This is a genomic window from Nocardia lijiangensis NBRC 108240 (assembly GCF_001613045.1).
GTDB lineage: Bacteria > Actinomycetota > Actinomycetes > Mycobacteriales > Mycobacteriaceae > Nocardia > Nocardia lijiangensis.
In genome coordinates, this window is the sequence record NZ_BDBP01000039.1 from 41,383 (window position 1) to 59,063 (window position 17,681).

At 68.0% G+C, this 17,681-nt stretch carries 16 protein-coding genes and 1 pseudogene; 6 read left to right on the forward strand and 11 right to left on the reverse strand.

Going from position 1 to position 17,681, the window contains the following annotated elements; all coding sequences use genetic code 11:
* Window positions 1-99: 99 nt before the first annotated feature.
* Window positions 100-978 carry a tyrosine-protein phosphatase gene (locus NL1_RS15750; protein ID WP_067840164.1) on the forward strand — a complete coding sequence of 293 codons (879 nt, stop codon included), beginning with the start codon at window positions 100-102 and terminating at the stop codon, window positions 976-978.
* Between the two features lie 59 nt (window positions 979-1,037).
* Here NL1_RS15750 and NL1_RS15755 read toward each other — a convergent pair whose 3' ends face one another.
* Window positions 1,038-1,511 (reverse strand): TY-Chap domain-containing protein, encoded by a 474-nt coding sequence (locus NL1_RS15755; RefSeq protein ID WP_156094876.1) that lies wholly within the window; start codon window positions 1,509-1,511, stop codon window positions 1,038-1,040.
* Between the two features lie 179 nt (window positions 1,512-1,690).
* Between NL1_RS15755 and NL1_RS15760 the strand changes: the two genes are divergently transcribed.
* The 4 genes from NL1_RS15760 (at window position 1,691) to NL1_RS15775 (ending at window position 6,137) form a co-directional block, all read left to right on the forward strand.
* Complete coding sequence (locus NL1_RS15760; RefSeq protein ID WP_245673294.1) at window positions 1,691-3,340, forward strand: CocE/NonD family hydrolase; 1,650 nt, start codon at window positions 1,691-1,693, stop codon at window positions 3,338-3,340.
* A gap of 107 nt (window positions 3,341-3,447) precedes the next feature.
* Window positions 3,448-4,824, forward strand: a complete 1,377-nt coding sequence (locus NL1_RS15765; RefSeq protein WP_067840168.1) for a M20/M25/M40 family metallo-hydrolase — start codon at window positions 3,448-3,450, stop codon at window positions 4,822-4,824.
* Window positions 4,821-5,660, forward strand: a complete 840-nt coding sequence (locus NL1_RS15770) for an alpha/beta hydrolase (protein ID WP_067840095.1) — start codon at window positions 4,821-4,823, stop codon at window positions 5,658-5,660. Before NL1_RS15765 ends, NL1_RS15770 begins: the two co-directional genes overlap by 4 nt.
* Window positions 5,661-5,669: 9 nt before the next feature.
* Window positions 5,670-6,137 carry a 6,7-dimethyl-8-ribityllumazine synthase gene (locus tag NL1_RS15775; RefSeq protein ID WP_067840097.1) on the forward strand — a complete coding sequence of 156 codons (468 nt, stop codon included), beginning with the start codon at window positions 5,670-5,672 and terminating at the stop codon, window positions 6,135-6,137.
* A 21-nt stretch (window positions 6,138-6,158) separates the two neighbouring features.
* Here NL1_RS15775 and NL1_RS15780 read toward each other — a convergent pair whose 3' ends face one another.
* The gene (locus tag NL1_RS15780; RefSeq protein WP_067840170.1) at window positions 6,159-7,610 is read right to left on the reverse strand and encodes a neutral zinc metallopeptidase; all 1,452 of its coding nucleotides are present in this window, start codon (window positions 7,608-7,610) and stop codon (window positions 6,159-6,161) included.
* Window positions 7,611-7,883: 273 nt separating this feature from the next.
* A complete protein-coding gene (locus NL1_RS15785) occupies window positions 7,884-8,825 on the reverse strand; it encodes an endonuclease/exonuclease/phosphatase family protein (RefSeq protein WP_067840099.1) in 942 nt (313 codons plus the stop codon).
* A 109-nt stretch (window positions 8,826-8,934) separates the two neighbouring features.
* Here NL1_RS15785 and NL1_RS15790 point away from each other — a divergent pair, with 109 nt between their 5' ends.
* On the forward strand, window positions 8,935-9,207 hold the full coding sequence (locus NL1_RS15790) for an HPr family phosphocarrier protein (RefSeq protein WP_067840101.1): 273 nt from the start codon (window positions 8,935-8,937) through the stop codon (window positions 9,205-9,207).
* Between the two features lie 4 nt (window positions 9,208-9,211).
* Here the strand turns inward: NL1_RS15790 and NL1_RS15795 are convergent, their stop codons facing one another.
* The 8 genes and pseudogenes from NL1_RS15795 to NL1_RS40210 all read right to left on the reverse strand — a co-directional run bounded on the left by NL1_RS15795 (window position 9,212) and on the right by NL1_RS40210 (window position 17,534).
* A complete protein-coding gene (locus tag NL1_RS15795) occupies window positions 9,212-12,223 on the reverse strand; it encodes a bifunctional [glutamine synthetase] adenylyltransferase/[glutamine synthetase]-adenylyl-L-tyrosine phosphorylase (protein ID WP_067840103.1) in 3,012 nt (1,003 codons plus the stop codon).
* A gap of 35 nt (window positions 12,224-12,258) precedes the next feature.
* The gene (gene glnA / locus NL1_RS15800; protein ID WP_067840105.1) at window positions 12,259-13,599 is read right to left on the reverse strand and encodes a type I glutamate--ammonia ligase; all 1,341 of its coding nucleotides are present in this window, start codon (window positions 13,597-13,599) and stop codon (window positions 12,259-12,261) included.
* Between the two features lie 214 nt (window positions 13,600-13,813).
* On the reverse strand, window positions 13,814-15,346 hold the full coding sequence (locus tag NL1_RS15805) for an alpha/beta hydrolase (RefSeq protein WP_067840107.1): 1,533 nt from the start codon (window positions 15,344-15,346) through the stop codon (window positions 13,814-13,816).
* A 215-nt stretch (window positions 15,347-15,561) separates the two neighbouring features.
* Window positions 15,562-16,062 (reverse strand): hypothetical protein, encoded by a 501-nt coding sequence (locus NL1_RS15810; RefSeq protein WP_067840109.1) that lies wholly within the window; start codon window positions 16,060-16,062, stop codon window positions 15,562-15,564.
* A 55-nt stretch (window positions 16,063-16,117) separates the two neighbouring features.
* On the reverse strand, window positions 16,118-16,564 hold the full coding sequence (locus NL1_RS15815) for a hypothetical protein (protein ID WP_067840111.1): 447 nt from the start codon (window positions 16,562-16,564) through the stop codon (window positions 16,118-16,120).
* A 175-nt stretch (window positions 16,565-16,739) separates the two neighbouring features.
* Window positions 16,740-17,177, reverse strand: a complete 438-nt coding sequence (locus NL1_RS37575) for a hypothetical protein (RefSeq protein WP_156094877.1) — start codon at window positions 17,175-17,177, stop codon at window positions 16,740-16,742.
* A gap of 4 nt (window positions 17,178-17,181) precedes the next feature.
* Window positions 17,182-17,400 (reverse strand): annotated as a pseudogene (locus NL1_RS40500) (tRNase toxin domain-containing protein); the annotation flags it as partial.
* Complete coding sequence (locus NL1_RS40210; protein ID WP_156094878.1) at window positions 17,370-17,534, reverse strand: type VII secretion target; 165 nt, start codon at window positions 17,532-17,534, stop codon at window positions 17,370-17,372. The pseudogene NL1_RS40500 and the gene NL1_RS40210, both read right to left, overlap by 31 nt.
* Between the last annotated feature and the right edge of the window lie 147 nt (window positions 17,535-17,681).

Genomic DNA, 17,681 nt, shown 5'->3' on the forward strand with positions numbered 1-17,681 from the left:
AAAGACCAGATCCCGTTGGGCGGGTTGGAAATCCCGGTGAGTGAGTGGCCGGCGACGAAGCTGAGAAGTTCCTTAGAACACGTTCTAGTGTCGCCCGGCATGAAGATTTCATTCATTGCTCTCATCGGCGCGACTCTCAGTGCGCTGGCTTTGGTTTCGACGCCCGCGGTGGCCGAGCCGGCGGTGGAGGCGTCGGCGGCTCGGATCGAGTTGCAGGGGGCCGTCAATGTCCGGGATATCGGCGGGTATCGGACGTATGACGGGGCCAAGGTCAAGTCCGGCAAGGCGTTTCGGGCCGATTCGCTGGAGAAGCTGACCGATGCGGATGTGCAGAAGCTCGGGACGTTGAATCTGCGTGCGGCGGTGGATCTCCGGACGCCCGCCGAGGTGCAGTTCGCGGGACAGGACAAGCTGCCCGCGGGTGTTTCGGCGGTGGCGCGGCCGATCGATGACACCGGCCTGTTCCAGCAGATGCTGCAGGCGATTCAGTCGCGGGATCCGCAGAAGCAGGAGGAGCTGCTGGGCAACGGGCGGGCCGAGCAGATCATGGCCGGGGTGTATCGCAGTTTCCTGAGTGAGGCCTCGCGCAACGCTTTCGGGCAGACGATCCGCGACGTAGCGAACTCCGACCGCGCCACGCTCTACCACTGCACCGCGGGCAAGGACCGCACCGGCTGGCTCACCTACGTGATGCTGCGGGCGGTCGGCGTGCCGGAACGCACCGCGCGGCAGGACTACCTGCTGTCCAACCAGTACCGCGCGGCCGCCGACGCCAAACTGCGCGAGGACGTGAAACGCGCTGGGCTGATGCAGAACCCGGAGCTGCTGATCCCGCTGCAGGAGGTGCGCGACGCCTACCTGGACAACGCCATCCAGCAGATGGAACAGAGCTACGGCGATTTCGGCAAGTTCCTCACCCAGGGACTCGGCCTGGATCCGGGCACGATCCTGAAATTGCGTAAGAACCTCGTCGGCTGACACCTCCGATCCCGAGCCCTCGCCACACGGGTGGCGGGGGCTCGGCGCTGTCCGGCGTCTCAGTTGTCCGCGCCGGGCCTCGGCACGAGCCCGAGGACGGTGAGATCCAGATCACCGGATGCCTCGGTCCAGCCCATGGCGCGCAGCTCGGTGGGCGCGCGCACGCCGAGCGCGTGGTGCAGGCCGAGGGCGACGGACCGGGCGAATTCGACGAGGACGTGATCGGCCAGCGGCCAGAACAGGCTGCGCTGCCAGTTGTCGATCTCGCGCCGGGAAACCGGTTCCTGCCAACCGAGTTCGCGCAGCATCCGCTCGGCGTCGGAGGACATCGGCTGGGCCAGATAGTGGTTGCCCGCGAGTTCGGCGGACAGTTTGATGTCGTACTGCACGAACTGGACGTAGCGGTTGCCTGGCGCGGCGATGATCAATGTCGCACGCGAGGGCAGCTGGGCCAGACAGCGGGCCAGTGCCTGCACGAATCGGTCCCAATCCGTGGTCACCGGCTCGCCCATCTTTCCCCCGGTCGATCGCACTGGCCCGATCATACGCCGACCTGCCTGAGACACCAGACGAATCTCCTTGGCGGGACCAAAGGTTCGCGAGAGTGATGCCTTCCGGCAACAACTACGGCAGCCGACGCGTCACCGGCAGGCGATCGCACCCCAGATTCCGGGGCTGGACGCCAGCCCAGGTGAGGCACCATAGTCCTCTGGTGCGAGTGGGTTCTGTGGTGGCGAGGGTGGCGGCCGGGGTGGCCTTGATGCTCGGGATGGCGACGCCCGCGGCGGCCGAACCACCCGGCGTGCCGTTCACGTGGTGGCAGACCTACCTGACCGCACCGGACGGCACCCGCCTGCACGCGGACGTCCTGCGCCCGCCCGGCCTCGCCGACGACGCCAAGACACCCGTCCTGCTCACCGTGAGCCCGTACCGCTCGCACCTGGCCTACCTGACCCATCCACTGCCGGAGGGCGGTCCGTCCGTAGAGAACTTGCCGGTCGATGACGCGCTGCGGGCGGGCTACACCTACGTGCTGGTGGATCTGCGCGGGTTCGGCGGCTCGAACGGGTGCCCGGACTACGGCGGGCCCGGCGAACGGTCGGATGTGGTCACCGCGGTGGAGTGGGCCGCATCCCAGCCCTGGTCGACCGGGCGGGTCGGCATGACCGGCACCTCGTACGAGGCGTGGACCGGCATGCTCGCGCTCGCGGCGAAACCCAAGGGCTTGGCCGCGGTGGCGGCGTTCGCGCCGGTGGTGGATCCGTACTCGTATCTGTACATGCGCGGCGTCTCGTGGAAGTTCTCCGGAAAACCGGTGACGGACAACGGCATCCGCCCCGCCGATCAGGTCGGTCTGGAACATCTCGCCATCGCCTCCACCCCGGCGCACTGGGACGACTCCCCCGAGTATCAGGCGAACGCGGTGAGCATGCCGCCGGGCTGCGCCGAGCGCTACGTCGACCTCACCACGGACCACGATGCCGTCAACCCCGGGTGGCGCGAGCGCGACCTCGTGGACGACCTGCGCGGCAACACCATTCCGCTGTTCGTCAGCCAAGGTTTCCTCGATGCCAATACCCGGCCGGACCGCGTCTTCGAGATGTGGCAGGGTCTCGGCCCCGGCGAGCACCGTGCCTGGTTCGGCCAGTGGGGCCACACCGATTGCCACACCAAATGCGGCACACCGTTTTTCGATGCCGAACTGATGACGTTCTTCGACCGGCACGTGGCGGGCAAGGACGTCGAGGTGCCCGGTCCCCGGGTCAGGGTCGGTCAGTTCGACGGCGGCTGGCGCTCCGAAACCGCCTGGCCGCCCGCGGATTCGACGCGCATCTCGGTGCCGCTGCGGACCGGCTCCTACACCGACCGCGGCCTGCTGCCCGGCCGGGATCGCGAGATCTGGTCGGTGTCACAGCCGTTGGCGGAGCCGATGCACCTGTCCGGCATGGCGACGGCCACGCTGCGGCTCACCGGTCCCGAGTCGGCCACTGTCGCCGTCGAGCTCTACGACATCGCCCCGGACGGCCGGGCCACCATCATCACCCGCGGCATCGCCCCGGTGCGCCCCGACGCCGAGCTCCGGCTGCTGGCTCAGGACTGGCCGCTGGCCGCGGGGCACCGGCTCGGCGCGAAGATCACCGATGTGATCGACGATGTCTGGTCGCACGCACCGAGCAACGCCGCCGTCACCGTGCACGACGCCCGCTTGGAGCTGCCGGTGCTCACCACCCCGCGCGGCACCGACCTCACCGGCGGCACGCCCGACATGCACGCCAGGTGGCGCGGCGAGAAGAGCTTCCCGGTCGGTGCGGACCTCCTGAACAACCCGGCGACCTCCATCGACCTGCCCGCCGCACAGTGACGCAGAAGGCCATCCGCCGTGACACCGCACGCACCGACCGACCGGTACCGTTTTCCGGTGTTGAAGAATGCAGTGATGCCCACGAACACGCCGCCCCCGACCGCCTCATGACGCCCGAGACCACCCCCGCCGGGGTCGACGACCGCGTCGCCGAGCGGCTCGCCGCGGCGCTGCGCTGCGCGACGGTCTCCACCGAGGACTCGACCGGCGCCGCAGACGCCGCGTTCCAGGAACTCGCCGCGCACTTGGAGCGCTCGTTCCCGCTGGTGCACGCCGAACTCGAGCTCGAGCTGTTCGGCCACAGCAGGCTCTACCACTGGCCCGGCGCCGATCCGAGCCGGGTGTCGGCGATTCTGCTCGCCCACCAGGACGTGGTGCCGGTCGACGACGCGCGACGCTGGACGTATCCGCCCTTCGACGGCGTCGTGGACGACGAGTTCGTGTGGGGTCGCGGCGCCATCGACGACAAGAGCAGGCTGATCGCCATCCTGGAAGCGGTGGAGGCCGCGCTGGCCGCGGGCGTGCGACCCCGGCACACCCTCTACCTCGCGTTCGGGCACGACGAGGAGATCTTCGGTGACGAGGGCGCCGTCCGGATGGCGGACCATCTGCGGCGACTCGGCGTGCGCGCCGACCTGCTGCTGGACGAAGGCGGCGTGATCACCGAGGGCGTAGCCGACGGCGTGGACCGCCCGGTGGCCTCGATCATGCTGGGCGAGAAGGGATATGCCACCGTACGCCTGCGGGTGCAGGAGACCGGCGGGCATTCCTCGATGCCGGGCAAGCAGACCGCCGTCGGCCGGATCGCCAGGGCGGTGGGGCGGGTCCAGGATCATCCGATGCCACTGCGGCTGACGCCGGTGATCGCCGACATGCTGACCCGGCTGCGCGCGGTGATGCCGGAGACCCGCAGGCGCCTGTTCGGCATCGCCGGTCTCGCCACTCCGATGATCACCCGGATCATGGCCGCCCGCCCGCAGACCGAGGCGCTGGTGCGCACCACCACCGCCCCCACCGTGATCAGCGGCGGCGTGAAGGCGAACGTGCTGCCCCAGCGCGCCGAGGCGCTCGTCAATTTCCGTATCCTGCCCGGTGATTCGGTGGCCGGGGTGCTCGCGCACTGTCGCAAGGTGATCCGCGATCCCGGCGTGCAGCTGGAGCTGGTCGGGATGTCGTCGGAACCGTCGCAGACCACCGCGCCAGGGCCCGCGTTCGAGCTGGTCGCCCGGCTGGCCGAGACCATCGTCCCCGGCATCGCGGTCACCACCGGCCTCGTGCCCGGCGCCACCGACTCGCGCCACTACGACGATCTCGCCGCCACCCGATGCAACTTCGCGCCGATCGTGCTGACCGAGGCCGACCTGGCGACAATCCACGGAACCGACGAGCGCATCTCCCGGGTGAACTACGCTCGCCTCATCGAGTTCAATCGGCGACTGATCGAGGAACTCGCGCACGGATCAACCCGAGAGGAGCGCAGGTGACCCGCACCGAGAAAGGCGAATTCGAGGGCACGGGCAGCAGGATCGCCTGGCGCGCATGGCTTCCCGAGACCGAGACCAAGGCCGTGGTGGTGCTGGTGCACGGTATCGCCGAGCATTCCGGCCGGTACGCCCACGTCGGAAAACGGCTGGCCGATGCCGGTTTCGCGGTCTACGCGCTCGATCACCTCGGCCACGGCAAGTCGGCGGGCAGCAAGGCGAACATCGGCTCGATGGCGGGCTCCGCCGACAACGTCGAGGGCATGCTCGAGATCGCCGCGCGCGAACAGCCCGGCGTGCCGAAGTTCCTGCTCGCCCACTCGATGGGCAGCCTGATCGTGCTGTATCTGGCCACCCGCGCGCCGATCGACGTGACGGGCATCGTGCTCTCCGCCCCGCCGCTGGACATCCCGGTCGGCAACCCGGTGCAGCGACTGGTGGCGCCGGTGCTGTCCCGGCTGACCCCGAATCTCGGTGTGCTGAAACTGGATTCGTCGATGATCAGCCGCGATCCCGCGGTGGTCGCGGCCTACGACGCCGACCCGCTGGTCTACCGCGGCAAGCTCCCGGCCCGCACCGGCACCGAGATTCTCAACGCGACCGACACGGTCAAGAAGCGGCTGGACAAGCTCACCGTCCCGCTGCTGGTGCTGCACGGCACCGCGGACGTCCTCGCCGCGCCGTCCAGCACGGATCTGATCGAGCGCGGCGCGGCCTCGAAGGATCTGACGGTCATCCGCTACGACGGGCTCTACCACGAGGTCTTCAACGAGCCGGAGCAGGACCGGGTTCTCACCGATGTGGTGACATGGCTGGAGGAGCACATTACCGAGCCGTAAGATCCGGTCATGGGAACCACATCGACCGGATCCGTCGCGTTCATCCGCGCCACCTGGCACAGCTCGATCGTCGGCAAGGCTCTGGAGGGCTTCACCACCGAATACACCGACCTCGGCTTCGACCCGGCCACCATCGACGTCTTCGAGGTGCCCGGCGCGTTCGAGATTCCGCTGCACGCCAAGCGGCTCGCCCAGACCGGCAGGTACTCCGCGATCGTGGCCGCCGCGCTGGTGGTCGACGGCGGCATCTACCGGCACGATTTCGTCGCCTCGGCCGTGATCGACGGGCTCATGCGCGTGCAGCTGGACACCGACGTGCCGGTGTTCTCCGTCGTGCTCACCCCGCACCACTTCCACGAGCACAGCGAGCACGTCGACTACTTCACCGGGCACTTCGTGACCAAGGGCGCCGAGGCCGCTCGCGCGCTGGCGACCACGCTCAGCTCGCTGCGCGCGCTGCCCGCCGCGGCCGAATAGCTCCGGCCGCGGCGCGCCCGCTCACTTGAACTTGGTCATGCAGGCCTGCTCGCCGTCGAGCACGCCGGTGCGGAACGCCTCGAGCCGCTGGTAGCCGCTCTTCACGACCTTGCCGTCCACGTCGGCGGCGGCCAGCCCGTCGGCGAGCAGCCCGGAGACGGCCTCGTCGAGGTCGTTCGCCGACAGGCGGGGGTCGCTGGCCGGCTCGCTCAGCTTGGTGGTGAACGCGCCGCTGAGGCAGGCGGTGCGCAGGCCCGCGGTCTCCGCGCCGGTCAGCGAGAGCTTGCGCTCCTGCTGCACGGCGAGCATGTAGCGGGAGACGAACACGACGAAGGCGTTGTAATCACCCTGCACGACCGCGGACAGCGGCTCGTCGTCGCCGTCGAGCGGGCCGACGCGCTCGGCCAGTTCCGGGATGTCGGTGCCGATCGTGTTCGTGCTCGGGCAGTACGAAACCGGTTCGGTGGTGGTGACTTTCGAGCAGTTGCGCACCACGCCGGAGTAGTCGAACTTCGGTGCGGCGGCGAGCGGGAAGTTCTTGGCCAGCGCCTGGCTCACACTGGTCAGCGAGGCCTGGTCCACCGGAAGCTGCTGGCTCTCCTCGTCGTCCACCTCGAAGGTCACCGGCAGGTCGCCGCGACGCTGCTTGATCTCCTTCTTATCGATCCGCTTGCAGGCTTCGGCGCCCTCCGTGTAGCCGAGCTGTACCGCGGTTACCCGCTCGAACGCCGAACCGTGCACGTTGTCGGGGTCGCTGGGGTCGGTGTCGCGCACCGCGATGGTGGCGCCGAGCACGCCGTCCAATCCGTCGGTCATGTTCATGGTGAAGTGCGCAGCGTCGCCCTCGGCGACATGCCGCAGGAACACGCCCGCCAGGCAGTCGGCCTGCTGCTCCTTGACCAGCGCGCCGGTGAAGAACCCGGCGATCTTGGCCTGCCCCTGGATGGCGTGCCCGTACTCGTGCGCGAGCACCATCACCACGGCCATCGGACCGTATTTGTCCTCCAGCAGCGGCAGCAGGACCCTGCGGTCCCAGCCGATGGTGTGGTCGAGCCCGCAGTAGGCGGCGTTGACCAGCTTGTAGGTGTCGGCCTTGCAGAACTTCACCGACTGCTCCTTGGGGGCGCGCGCGTCCCAGGAGATGTACTTGTTCACCGGCTTGAAGGTGCCGGGAAAAGTCTTGGCGTACTCGGTCTTCCAGTACTCCTCGATGTCGCCGATGGCATTGAGGGCGAGCCGGTCGACCGCTCCCCCGTCGCCGTTCTCCGCCGTCAGCGGCGCGTCCGGCACGCCGCGACGCGGCCCGCTCGGGCCGGTGCTGGTGGCCGCGCCCGCGACCATCCACGGGTTGTTCGGATCGATGGCGGTGGCGTTCTCCGAGCTCGTCGTCTGCGAACTCCCGCAGCCCGCGAGCGCCGCGCCGACCGCCACCAACACCGCGATCGCAGCGAACCGCAGCCGTTTGGTCCTCATCAGATATTCCTCCCCGGTCCTGCGCGAGTCCTCGCCCGCGCCGCCGCCGGACGGTGGTCTACCCACACCGCCGGTCGAGCGTTCACATGGTAATCGCTGACATCCCCGCGCGCGTATCGCGTTGCGCGCCCTGCCTTCAGGAGCCCGCGCAACCACCTGCGCGCCGCGTGAACGTCACACACTCTCCGCACGCCCCACACAGGCGATGCCTATGTAGGGCATGCATGCGGAGTGTGCGAACGGCGGTCGGCAAGGCCGTTCGAGCCGCGTCGTTCAGGCGTCGAGGCGCAGTACGGCGAACACCGCGCGGTGATCCGATCCCGGGATGGACACGCTTTCCATCTGCTCGGCGGTGCCGCCCGCGACCAGGATGTGGTCGATCCCGATCACCGGTCCCCAGGCGCGGTCGGTCGGGTAGGTGGGCAGCGGGCCCGCGCCCGCGAGATCGGCGGCCGAGTCGAATCGGCCGCGCACCAGATCGCGGAAGGCCGAATGATCGCGTGTCGCATTGAAATCCGCGCCGACGACGGCCGGACCGGTTTGCGCGTCCAGGATTTCGCGGACGCGGCGCATCTCCGCGGTCCACGCCGCGAAGTCCAGCGGCGGCGGCATCGGATGGAATGCGTAGACCGCGACCGGGCCGATCTGCGGGTGCTCCATCGTGGCCGCGAGATTGGCCATCACGAAGCCGTCGTATTTCCTGGTGTCGCGCAACGGGTATCGGCTGAAGATGCCGCTGCCCGATCCCCAGGTCCCCGGCTCCAGGTAGTGGTACGGGAGCTCACCGGCCAGTTCGGTGGTCAGCCGCGCGGCCGATTCGGCCGTCAGTTCCTCCAGGGTGAGCACGTCCACGCGGCGCTCGCGCACCTCCCGCACCACCACGGGCAGGTCGGCGCCGCCGAACAGCAGATTCGACTGGAGCACCCGGATCTCCGGGCCGCTCGCCGCCTGGCCGTCCGCCACGAACAGCGGCAGCTGCGTCCACAGCACCGCGACCGCGACGACGCCCGCGGCCGCCGCGCTGCGCCATCCCCTGGCAACGACGAACAGCAGCAGTCCGACGATCGCGCCCAGCATCAGATACGACGCCCCGGAGGCGACGAGCACCGGCAACCGCCGCTCCCACGTGCTGAAATACAGCACGACACCCACGATTCCGACGACGAGGGCGCACCAGCCCAGACCGAGCAGCACCCGGTTCACCCAAACACGCATGCGATCGACCCTAGGTGGATTCGCCTGGAGAAACCTTTCGCGCCGCAGAACGCCACAGGATCCGCACAATTCCTACACTGGCGGCAAAGTTCCGCGGAAGGGGTTGGCGATGTACGTCGAAGAATTCACGGCCGTCGGGCCGCTGTCCGCCGACGAAGCCCAGGAACTCGCGGACATCGCGGGCCGCTACACCTCGCGCATCACCGTCAGCTGCGGCGGGCGCGACGTGCACGCGCTGGTCCTGCCGGTGGCGTGGGACGAGCTGCCGATTACCGCGGGCAGCCGGGTGACGGTGACGGTGGAGGGCGGACGGCGAGGACCGGAAGAGGATCGCCAGGCCCTACGCGATTTCGTCGGCCGCATGCAGGGCGTCGGCGACTGACCCCTCACGCACCGAAGACCCGCTCCACCACCGCTTTCGCGCGCCGCGTGATGCGCATGTAGTTGTCGAGGAATTCGCTGCCGTCGTCGTTGCGCCAACCCGCCACCCGCGCGACCGCCGAAAGCAGACGGCCGGGGCCGGGCAGCTGGTCGGTGGCCTTTCCGCGCACCAGGACCAGCGCGTTGCGCGCCTTGGTCGCGGTGAGCCAGGCATCGCGCAGCAACTCGACGTCCTCGGCGTCCAGCAGTTTCGTCTGCTCGATGACGTCGAGCGATTCCAGGGTGGAGGTGTTGTGCAGCGCGGGCACCTCGTGGGCGTGACGCAGCTGCATGAGCTGCACGGTCCATTCGATGTCGGCCAGACCGCCCCGGCCGAGCTTGGTGTGCGTCGCGGGATTCGCGCCGCGCGGCAGGCGTTCGGAGTCGACCCTGGCCTTGATGCGGCGAATCTCGCGCACCGCCTCCGCCGAGACGCCGCCCACCGGGTAGCGCACCTTGTCGATGACGTGCAGGAAGCGCAACCCGACCTCCTGATCGCCCGCGATCCGGTGGGCGCGCAGCAGCGCCTGCACCTCCCACGGCTGCGCCCACTGTTCGTAGTAGGCGCGGTAGGCCGCGAGGGTGCGCACCAGCGCGCCGTTGCGACCCTCCGGCCGCAGGCCGGCATCGACGTGCAGCGGCGGATCGGTGCTCGGCGCGCCCAGCAGCCGCTGCACCTTCTCGGCGACGCCGATGGCCCATTTGACGGCCTTGGTCTCGTCCTCGCCGGGGCGCGGATCGCAGACGAACAGCACGTCCGCGTCGGAGCCGTAGCCGAGCTCCATCCCGCCGAGCCTGCCCATGCCGATCACCGCGAAGTCGGCGGGCGCGGGCGCGCCGGTCTCCGCCTCCGACGCCCGGATCACCGCCGAGAGCGACGCCTCCAGCACCGCCACCCACACCGACGACAGCGCCCGGCACACCTGCGGCACCTCGAGCATGCCGAGCAGGTCGGCCGAGGCCACCCTGGCGAGTTCGTGCCTGCGCAGCGAACGGGCCGCCGCCACAGCGCGTTTCGGATCCTCGTAGCGGGAGGCCGCGGTGAGAATGCCGCGCGCGACGTCCTCCGGCTGCGGGCTGAGCAGCAGCGAGCCGCCAGGACCGTCGGCGTACATGCGGATCGTTTCCGGCGCGTTGATCAGCAGATCGGGCAGGTACTCCGAGGAGCCGAGCACGATCATCAGCCGCTGTGCGATCGCGCCCTCGTCGCGCAGCTCGCGCAGGAACCAGATCTGGTCGTCCAGCCCCTCCGACACCCGGCGGTAGGCGAGCAGGCCCGCGTCGGGATTCGGTGTGTCACCGAGCCATTCGAGCAGGGTGGGCAGCAGCAGCGCCTGGATGCGGCCCTTGCGCGAGACCCCGCCGGTGAGCGCCTTGAGGTGGCCGAGGGCGTTCTCCGGCGCCGCGTAGCCGAGTGCGGCCAGCTGCCGGACGGCGGCGTCCGGGCTCAGCCGCAGCGCGGCGGAATCCATCCGCGCCACCGCGTCCAGCAGCGGACGGTAGAACAGCTTCGCGTGTAATCGCCTCACCCGCACCGCGTTTCGGCGGATCTCGGAGGCGAGCACGCCGACCGCGTCCTGCCTGCCGTCGGGACGGATGTGGGCGGCGCGAGCCAGCCAGCGCATGCCCTCCTCGTCGTCGACCGCGGGCAGCGTGTGGGTGCGCTTGAGCCGCTGTAGTTGCAGCCGGTGTTCGAGCAGGCGCAGGAATTCGTAGGAGGCGGTCAGGTTCGCGGCGTCATCTCTGCCGACGTAGCCGCCCGCGGCGAGCGCCGTCAATGCCTCCACCGTGCCCTGCACGTGCAGTGATTCGTCCACCCGGCCGTGCACCAATTGCAGGAGCTGCACGGCGAATTCGACGTCGCGCAGGCTGCCGTGGCCGAGTTTGAGTTCACGCTCGCGCAGGTCGGCGGGCACCAGGTCCTCCACGCGGCGGCGCATCGCCTGCACATCGGCGACGAAATCGGGGCGCTCCGAGGCGGTCCAGACCATCGGCATCACCGCGTCGCGGTACTGGCGCCCGAGCTCGAGGTCGCCCGTCATCGGACGGTTCTTCAGCAGCGCCTGGAACTCCCAGGTGCGCGCCCAGCGCTTGTAGTAGGCGAGGTGCGACTCCAGGGTGCGCACCAGGGCGCCCTGCTTGCCCTCCGGGCGCAGCGCCGCGTCCACCTCGAAGAAGGCCAGGCTGCCCACGCTCATCGTCTCGGCGGCCAGCCGGGTCGCGATCGCGTCGGCGGGCTCGGCGACGAACACCACGTCCACGTCGCTGACGTAATTCAGTTCGCACGCACCGCTTTTGCCCATCGCGATCACCACGAGACGCACCGGGCACGGCTCGTCCTTGCAGACTCGCGCGACCGCGACCGCGAGCGCCGCGGTGAGCGCGGCGTCGGCCAGATCGGTGAGATGCATGCCGACCACCTGATACGGCAGCACCGGCTCGTTCTCGACGGTGGCCGCCAGATCCAGCGCGGCGAGCACCATCAGCTGATCGCGATAGCGCCTCCGCAGCAGCGCCACCGCATCGGGCCCGGCGATACCTGCGCGGAACAGCATGGGACCGGCATTCGGCCCCTCTTCGGGCACCGCGTCGACCGCGTCGAGCAGGTCGGCGAGCACGTCCTCGCGCTTGGGCAGCTCGCCGCGGCGCAGCAGCTGCCAGGAGGCGGGCTCGGCCACCAGGTGGTCGCCGAAGGCGCTGGACGATCCGAGCAGCGCGAACAGCCTGCCGCGCAGGGACTTGTCGGAACGCAGCGCGGAATCCACTGCGGCCCAGTCGCTTCCGAGACCCTCGCGGAGCCGCATCAGGGTGTTCAGCGCCAAGTCGGCGTCGGGCGCCCTGGACAGCGACCAGAGGACGGGAATGCTTTCGACGTTGTCCCAGCCCAATTCGCGCAGCGAAGCTGCGGCTGTCGGCTCGAGCAATCCGAGCCGACCGACGCCGGGAACAGCTGAACGCGCAGACGGTGGCCGGACCATAGTCTAAAACTACATGCCCGGCTCGCGCGCCCAGGTCACAGTCCGAGGTACTCCTTGAGCTCGAACGGGGTCACCTGGCTGCGGTAGTCGGCCCACTCCCGGCGCTTGTTGCGCAGGAAGAAGTCGAAGACGTGCTCACCGAGGGTTTCGGCGACCAGCTCCGAGCGCTCCATCGCCTGCAACGCCTCGTCGAGGGTCCCTGGCAGCTCACGGAAGCCCATCGCGCGCCGCTCGGCGGTGGTCAGCGACCACACGTCGTCCTCGGCCTCCGGCGGCAGCGTGTAGCCCTTCTCGATGCCGCGCATGCCCGCGGCGAGCAGCACCGCGAACGCCAGGTAGGGGTTGCAGGCGGAGTCTGGGCTGCGGATCTCGACCCGGCGCGAGGACGACTTGTTCGGCGTGTACATCGGCACGCGCACCAGCGCGGAACGGTTGGACCGGCCCCAGGAGGCCGCGGTCGGGGCCTCGCCGCCGTGGATGAGCCGCTTGTAGGAGTTCACCCACTGGTTGGTGATCGCGCTGATCTCCGGCGCGTGCTCCAGGATGCCCGCGATGAACGCACGGGCGGTCTCGGAGAGGTTGATCGGGTCGTCGGGGTCGGCGAACGCGTTGTTCTCGCCCTCGAACAGGCTCATGTGCGTGTGCATCGCCGAGCCGGGGTACTGCGCGAACGGCTTGGGCATGAAGGTGGCCCGCACGCCCTCGTCGATGGCCACTTCCTTGATCAGGTAGCGGAAGGTCATCACGTTGTCGGCCATGGACAGCGCGTCGGCGTAGCGCAGGTCGATCTCCTGCTGGCCGGGCGCGCCCTCGTGGTGGCTGAACTCCACCGAGATGCCCATCGACTCGAGCGCGTCGATGGCGTGGCGCCGGAAGTTCGGGGCCGCGTCGTGCACCGCCTGGTCGAAGAAGCCGCCGGTGTCGGCCGGCTGGGGCGGGGTGCCGTCCTGCGGGCCGTTCTTCAGCAGGAAGAACTCGATCTCAGGGTGCACGTAGCAGCTGAACCCGACATCGCCCGCCTTGTTCAGCTGCCGCCGCAGCACGTGGCGCGGGTCGGCCCAGGACGGCGAACCGTCGGGCATGGTGATGTCGCAGAACATGCGCGCGGAGTGCTGGTGGCCCTTGCTGGTGGCCCAGGGCAGCACCTGGAAAGTGGAAGGATCCGGGCGGGCGACCATATCGGCCTCCGATACCCGGGCGAAGCCCTCGATGGCCGAGCCGTCGAAGCCGATGCCCTCCTCGAAAGCGCCCTCGAGCTCGGCGGGGGCGATCGCGACAGACTTCAGGTAGCCCAAGACGTCGGTGAACCAGAGCCGCACGAAGCGAATGTCCCGCTCTTCGAGCGTCCGCAGCACGAATTCCTTCTGGCGATCCATGTCCGCGAGCGTAAGCACCTGGCGTTAAATCCGTGTTACATCCGGGCTCGGGATTGCGTTTCGGGCAGGAGAGCGGCTATTCGGAACGAAGTTCACCGTCGGCATCGTGCGACGGTGAGGTTGGTGTGCCCTTGGCCCGCAATGCCTGCCGCCGATCCCTCGGGCGCGGAATCCCGGGACGATCCCGACATCGCCTCGGCAAGCCCCCTCGACGTCAGCACACCAGTCCGGACTCGGGAATCGTCAAGTCGACCAGATAGGCGATCACCGCGGCATCCAGGCACTGATTGCCCGCCACCAGCGCGGCGGTGTGGCGGTTGCCGTCGAAGGTGATCAGCGCGGCGTCCAGTTGAGCGGCCAGGTCGACACCCGCCTGATAGGGCGTGGCCGGGTCGTCGGTCGTGGACACCACGACGGTCTTCGGCAGGCCCTGCGCGGAGATGCGATGCGGTTCGCCGCTGTTGGGGACCGGCCAGCTCGCGCACAGTTCCAGCGCGGCCTGGCCGGTGCCGCGACCGTCGTCCAGGAACGGGGCGGCCTTGCGGTACTCGGCGTCCTGGCGGCCCGCCACCGCCGGATCGGTGACCCGCGGGTCGTCGACGCAGCGGATGGCGTTGAAGGCGTCCTGGGTGTTGTTGTAGGTGCCGTCGTCGCGGCGGCCGTCGTACATGTCGGCCAATTGCAGGAGGGTGTCGCCGCGGCCGTCGTGCAGTTCGTCCAGGCCGAGGGTGAGCACCTGCCACAGGTCGTCGGAGTAGAGCGTCTGGGTTACGCCGGTCATGGCGTCGTTGTAGCTGAGGCCGCGTGGGTCGGTGGTTTCGGCGGGCTGGTCCCACAGCGGGTTCACCAGGTCGCGGAAACGCGCGACGGACTGGGCCGGATCGGCGCCGAGCGGGCAGTCCGGTTCCTTCGCGCAGTTCTGGGCGTAGGCGTCGAACGCGGTCTGGAAACCCGCCGCCTGGCGCAGCGACTCCTGCACCGGATCCTGCGAGGAGTCGACCGCGCCATCCAGCACCAGCGCTCGCACCCGGTCCGGGAACCGCTCGGCGTACAGCGAGCCCAGTTTGGTGCCGTACGAGTAGCCGAGGTAGGTCAGCTTCCGGTCGCCGAGCACCGCCCTGATCACGTCCATGTCCTGCACCGCCTCGCGGGTGCCGACGTGGGCGAGCAGCTCGTCACCGCTGCGCTCGACGCATTTGTCGGCGTACTCCTTGTTCTCGGCCTGCGCGGCCGCGATGCCCTCGGGAGTGTTGTCGTCCGGACGTTCGGCGCGCTCGGAGTCGGCCTCCTGCGGCGTCAGGCACGCGATCGACGGCGTCGACGCGCCGACACCGCGCGGATCGAACCCGACCCGATCGAAGCGCTCCGACAGCGGCGTGCGATTGGCGATGCCTGCCATCGACAGCCCCGACACCCCCGGCCCGCCCGGGTTCATCAGCAGCGACCCGATCTTCGCCCCCGAGGCGGGGATCCGGCTCACCGCAATCTGCGCCGTCGGCCCGTCCGGATCCGCGTAATCCACCGGCACCGTGATCTTCGCGCACTGCGCGTTCGGCGGGAACCGATCGTCCGGATCCCCGAACCCCGCGCACTCCCCCCACTCCGGCGTCTGCCCGTAGAACCGCTCCAACCCGGCCCCCGGCGGCGGCATCGGCCCCTTCGGCTCCGCCCGCTCGACGGTGCACCCGGCCGCAACCACGGCCAGCACCGCCGCCACCAGCACACCACGCCCACGCCGCACTCGCATGGTTCGATCCTGCCAGGAGGGGTTGACGGAGCTGTCCACCCCCACGCGCCGCGGGCGCTGGTCGTTCCTCCCAGACCTCCCACACGCTTCGCAGAGAGTGCAACCTCTGCGAAGCGCGTGAAACCTCTGCGACGTCGGACGACGCACCCGAACTGTCCCGACGCTTCGTTGACGCGTGTGCCGCGTCCGAGCGAGTGGCGGTTCCACTAGTTCGGTCAACCCTTGTGCGCGAAGCCGTACTCCCAAAGGGAAATCTGCCAGATTCGCCCTTTCGATACCGCCACCTTGCTGAGCGACGTCGGCACGGCATAGTACGAATAGTCGCCGTCAACGCCCGTGGGTTCCACCTCAGTGCCGCGGTCGCGAAGGGTCCGCAACAAATCATCGAACTCCACGACCTCAGGAAAGCTCCCGCACATTTCTGCAATCACCGAAGGAACAGTTGTTTCGAAGCCGAGACGGTGTAGTTGGATAGAACAACTGCGGCAGACCCACATGGAGCTACTGCGCTCCACCCCGAATTCGACAAGACCGTAATCTCGGTTCATAACAGTCCGTCGCCTGTTGACATGGTCCACGTACCGCTCGCCCTCGAAAACCTTTTCGACATCGACCAGGCCGACGCCTCGAGCCAACCCGACGATTCGGCTGGAGGCGATTGCATCGGCAAGGAAGTCCAGATGGTCCATCCGCTGCCCCACTTCCTGGTGACTCACTCGTTCATTTGCGCAGAGCACTGCTGTGTCCCTCCACGGGTTCTCTTCAAGCAAGTCAGGATCGAGCCGCCTGCCATGCCTCGAAACCGGCAATCCCTCTTGCCAAGTCCTCCATAGGCTTGGGATCTTCCTCGATTTCAGCGGCACCGAGCGCGTACAGGGTCTTTGCGCTTTCGCGGACAGCGTCGAGGAAGTCGCCGAGACAGGACACGTCGACCTTTGTCCTGCCATGCCAGGTTTCGACCTTCCCCTTCTGCAACGCAAACCTCAGGGTGAAGGTGGAGTCGATGCCCTCGAAAGATCCCTGGCCTTTGCTGCGGTCAGCGAGGATGCGCGCGCCCGCCAGTAATAGCAAAGCCGATGGATAGACCATCATTCGTTCGTCTGGGAATTGACGACCGCGGGTGGTGACCCTCCCAGCGCTGCCGCAGACGTCCAAGTGCCCTAACGAGAACCCACTATGTTGCGGGTCGTCGTCCACCGAGAAGACAAAGGCGACCATCTCACTTACCGCCGATCGGAAACATGGTGACGATGCTATTGCCGTCTGTCGCATCGACGACCAAGCGGTAGTTCGTACGCAGGCCGTTGATTGCCATTCAACGTTCGAACATTTGGTATTTGTTGTCCGGATTCGACTGCCGGGTGCCCTTCTTGATTATTTCCTCTGCAACGCGTCAAGGAGCCTCGATCACTATCCACGGCTGGACAAGCTCAGGATAGATCGTTTCAGGAACGAGGATGACCCTGGTTCGGGCGACTTCCCACATCACCTTCATAAGTCTATACACATTGCCCAGATCATCAATTGTGCGAATCGTCGCACCATCGCATTGAAGGTCGATCGATGATTGTTCGAAAAACGCCGATGTCCAGATCTGCCGCCCTATCTCAACCGTAAGCGTGTACGAAATATCAGAGCTTTCGGAGAAAATATTCGATGTTACCTCCAACGCGATCTCGTCACCTTCGCGCGTCAGTCTGGTGCCGAAACCTTCGCTTCGTAAACGGTGCACCAAGGTATTCCAGTCCGACCAACTGGTGCCATGCGCGACTACTTCGACCAATCCTCCGTCAGCGGCGATACGTCGTAGGACCTCATGAGCGTTGTCCACGGGTCTAATCTACGAATCCGATGAATCTACCGTCCTGCCCCCAGCGGGCCCCGCCATCCGGCAGACGGAATTCATAAATCGGCCCGAAATCCTGATGCACATACGTCTGGAGTGCCGTCTTCGGATTGGTCAAGATCTCCGCAATTCGCGCGTGGGCCACTTCTATCCGTTCCTTTCCTGACGAAATAACAGTTAGGCTCGAGTTCGGTCGTAACATATGTTTCCGAAGGCATCGGTGGGGGCCGAGACCGCTTGGGCGGCGTCCAGTGCCTGGGCCAACGGTGCGGCCAGCTTTTCCACGTTTCCCGCGTGCGTGCGGATCCGTTCCGGATCCACGTTCACCGAATCACCGCTCATAGCGGGACACCTCCCCCCGAACCGGATCCTCCATCCGGCTACCTGCGCAACTCGACCGGCCCACTCGAGCGTCGAACAACGAGCATAGCCCGTGCCGTCGGGTGCGCCGATCGGCGAGAGTCACACCGCGAGCGCAGATCCCGCGCA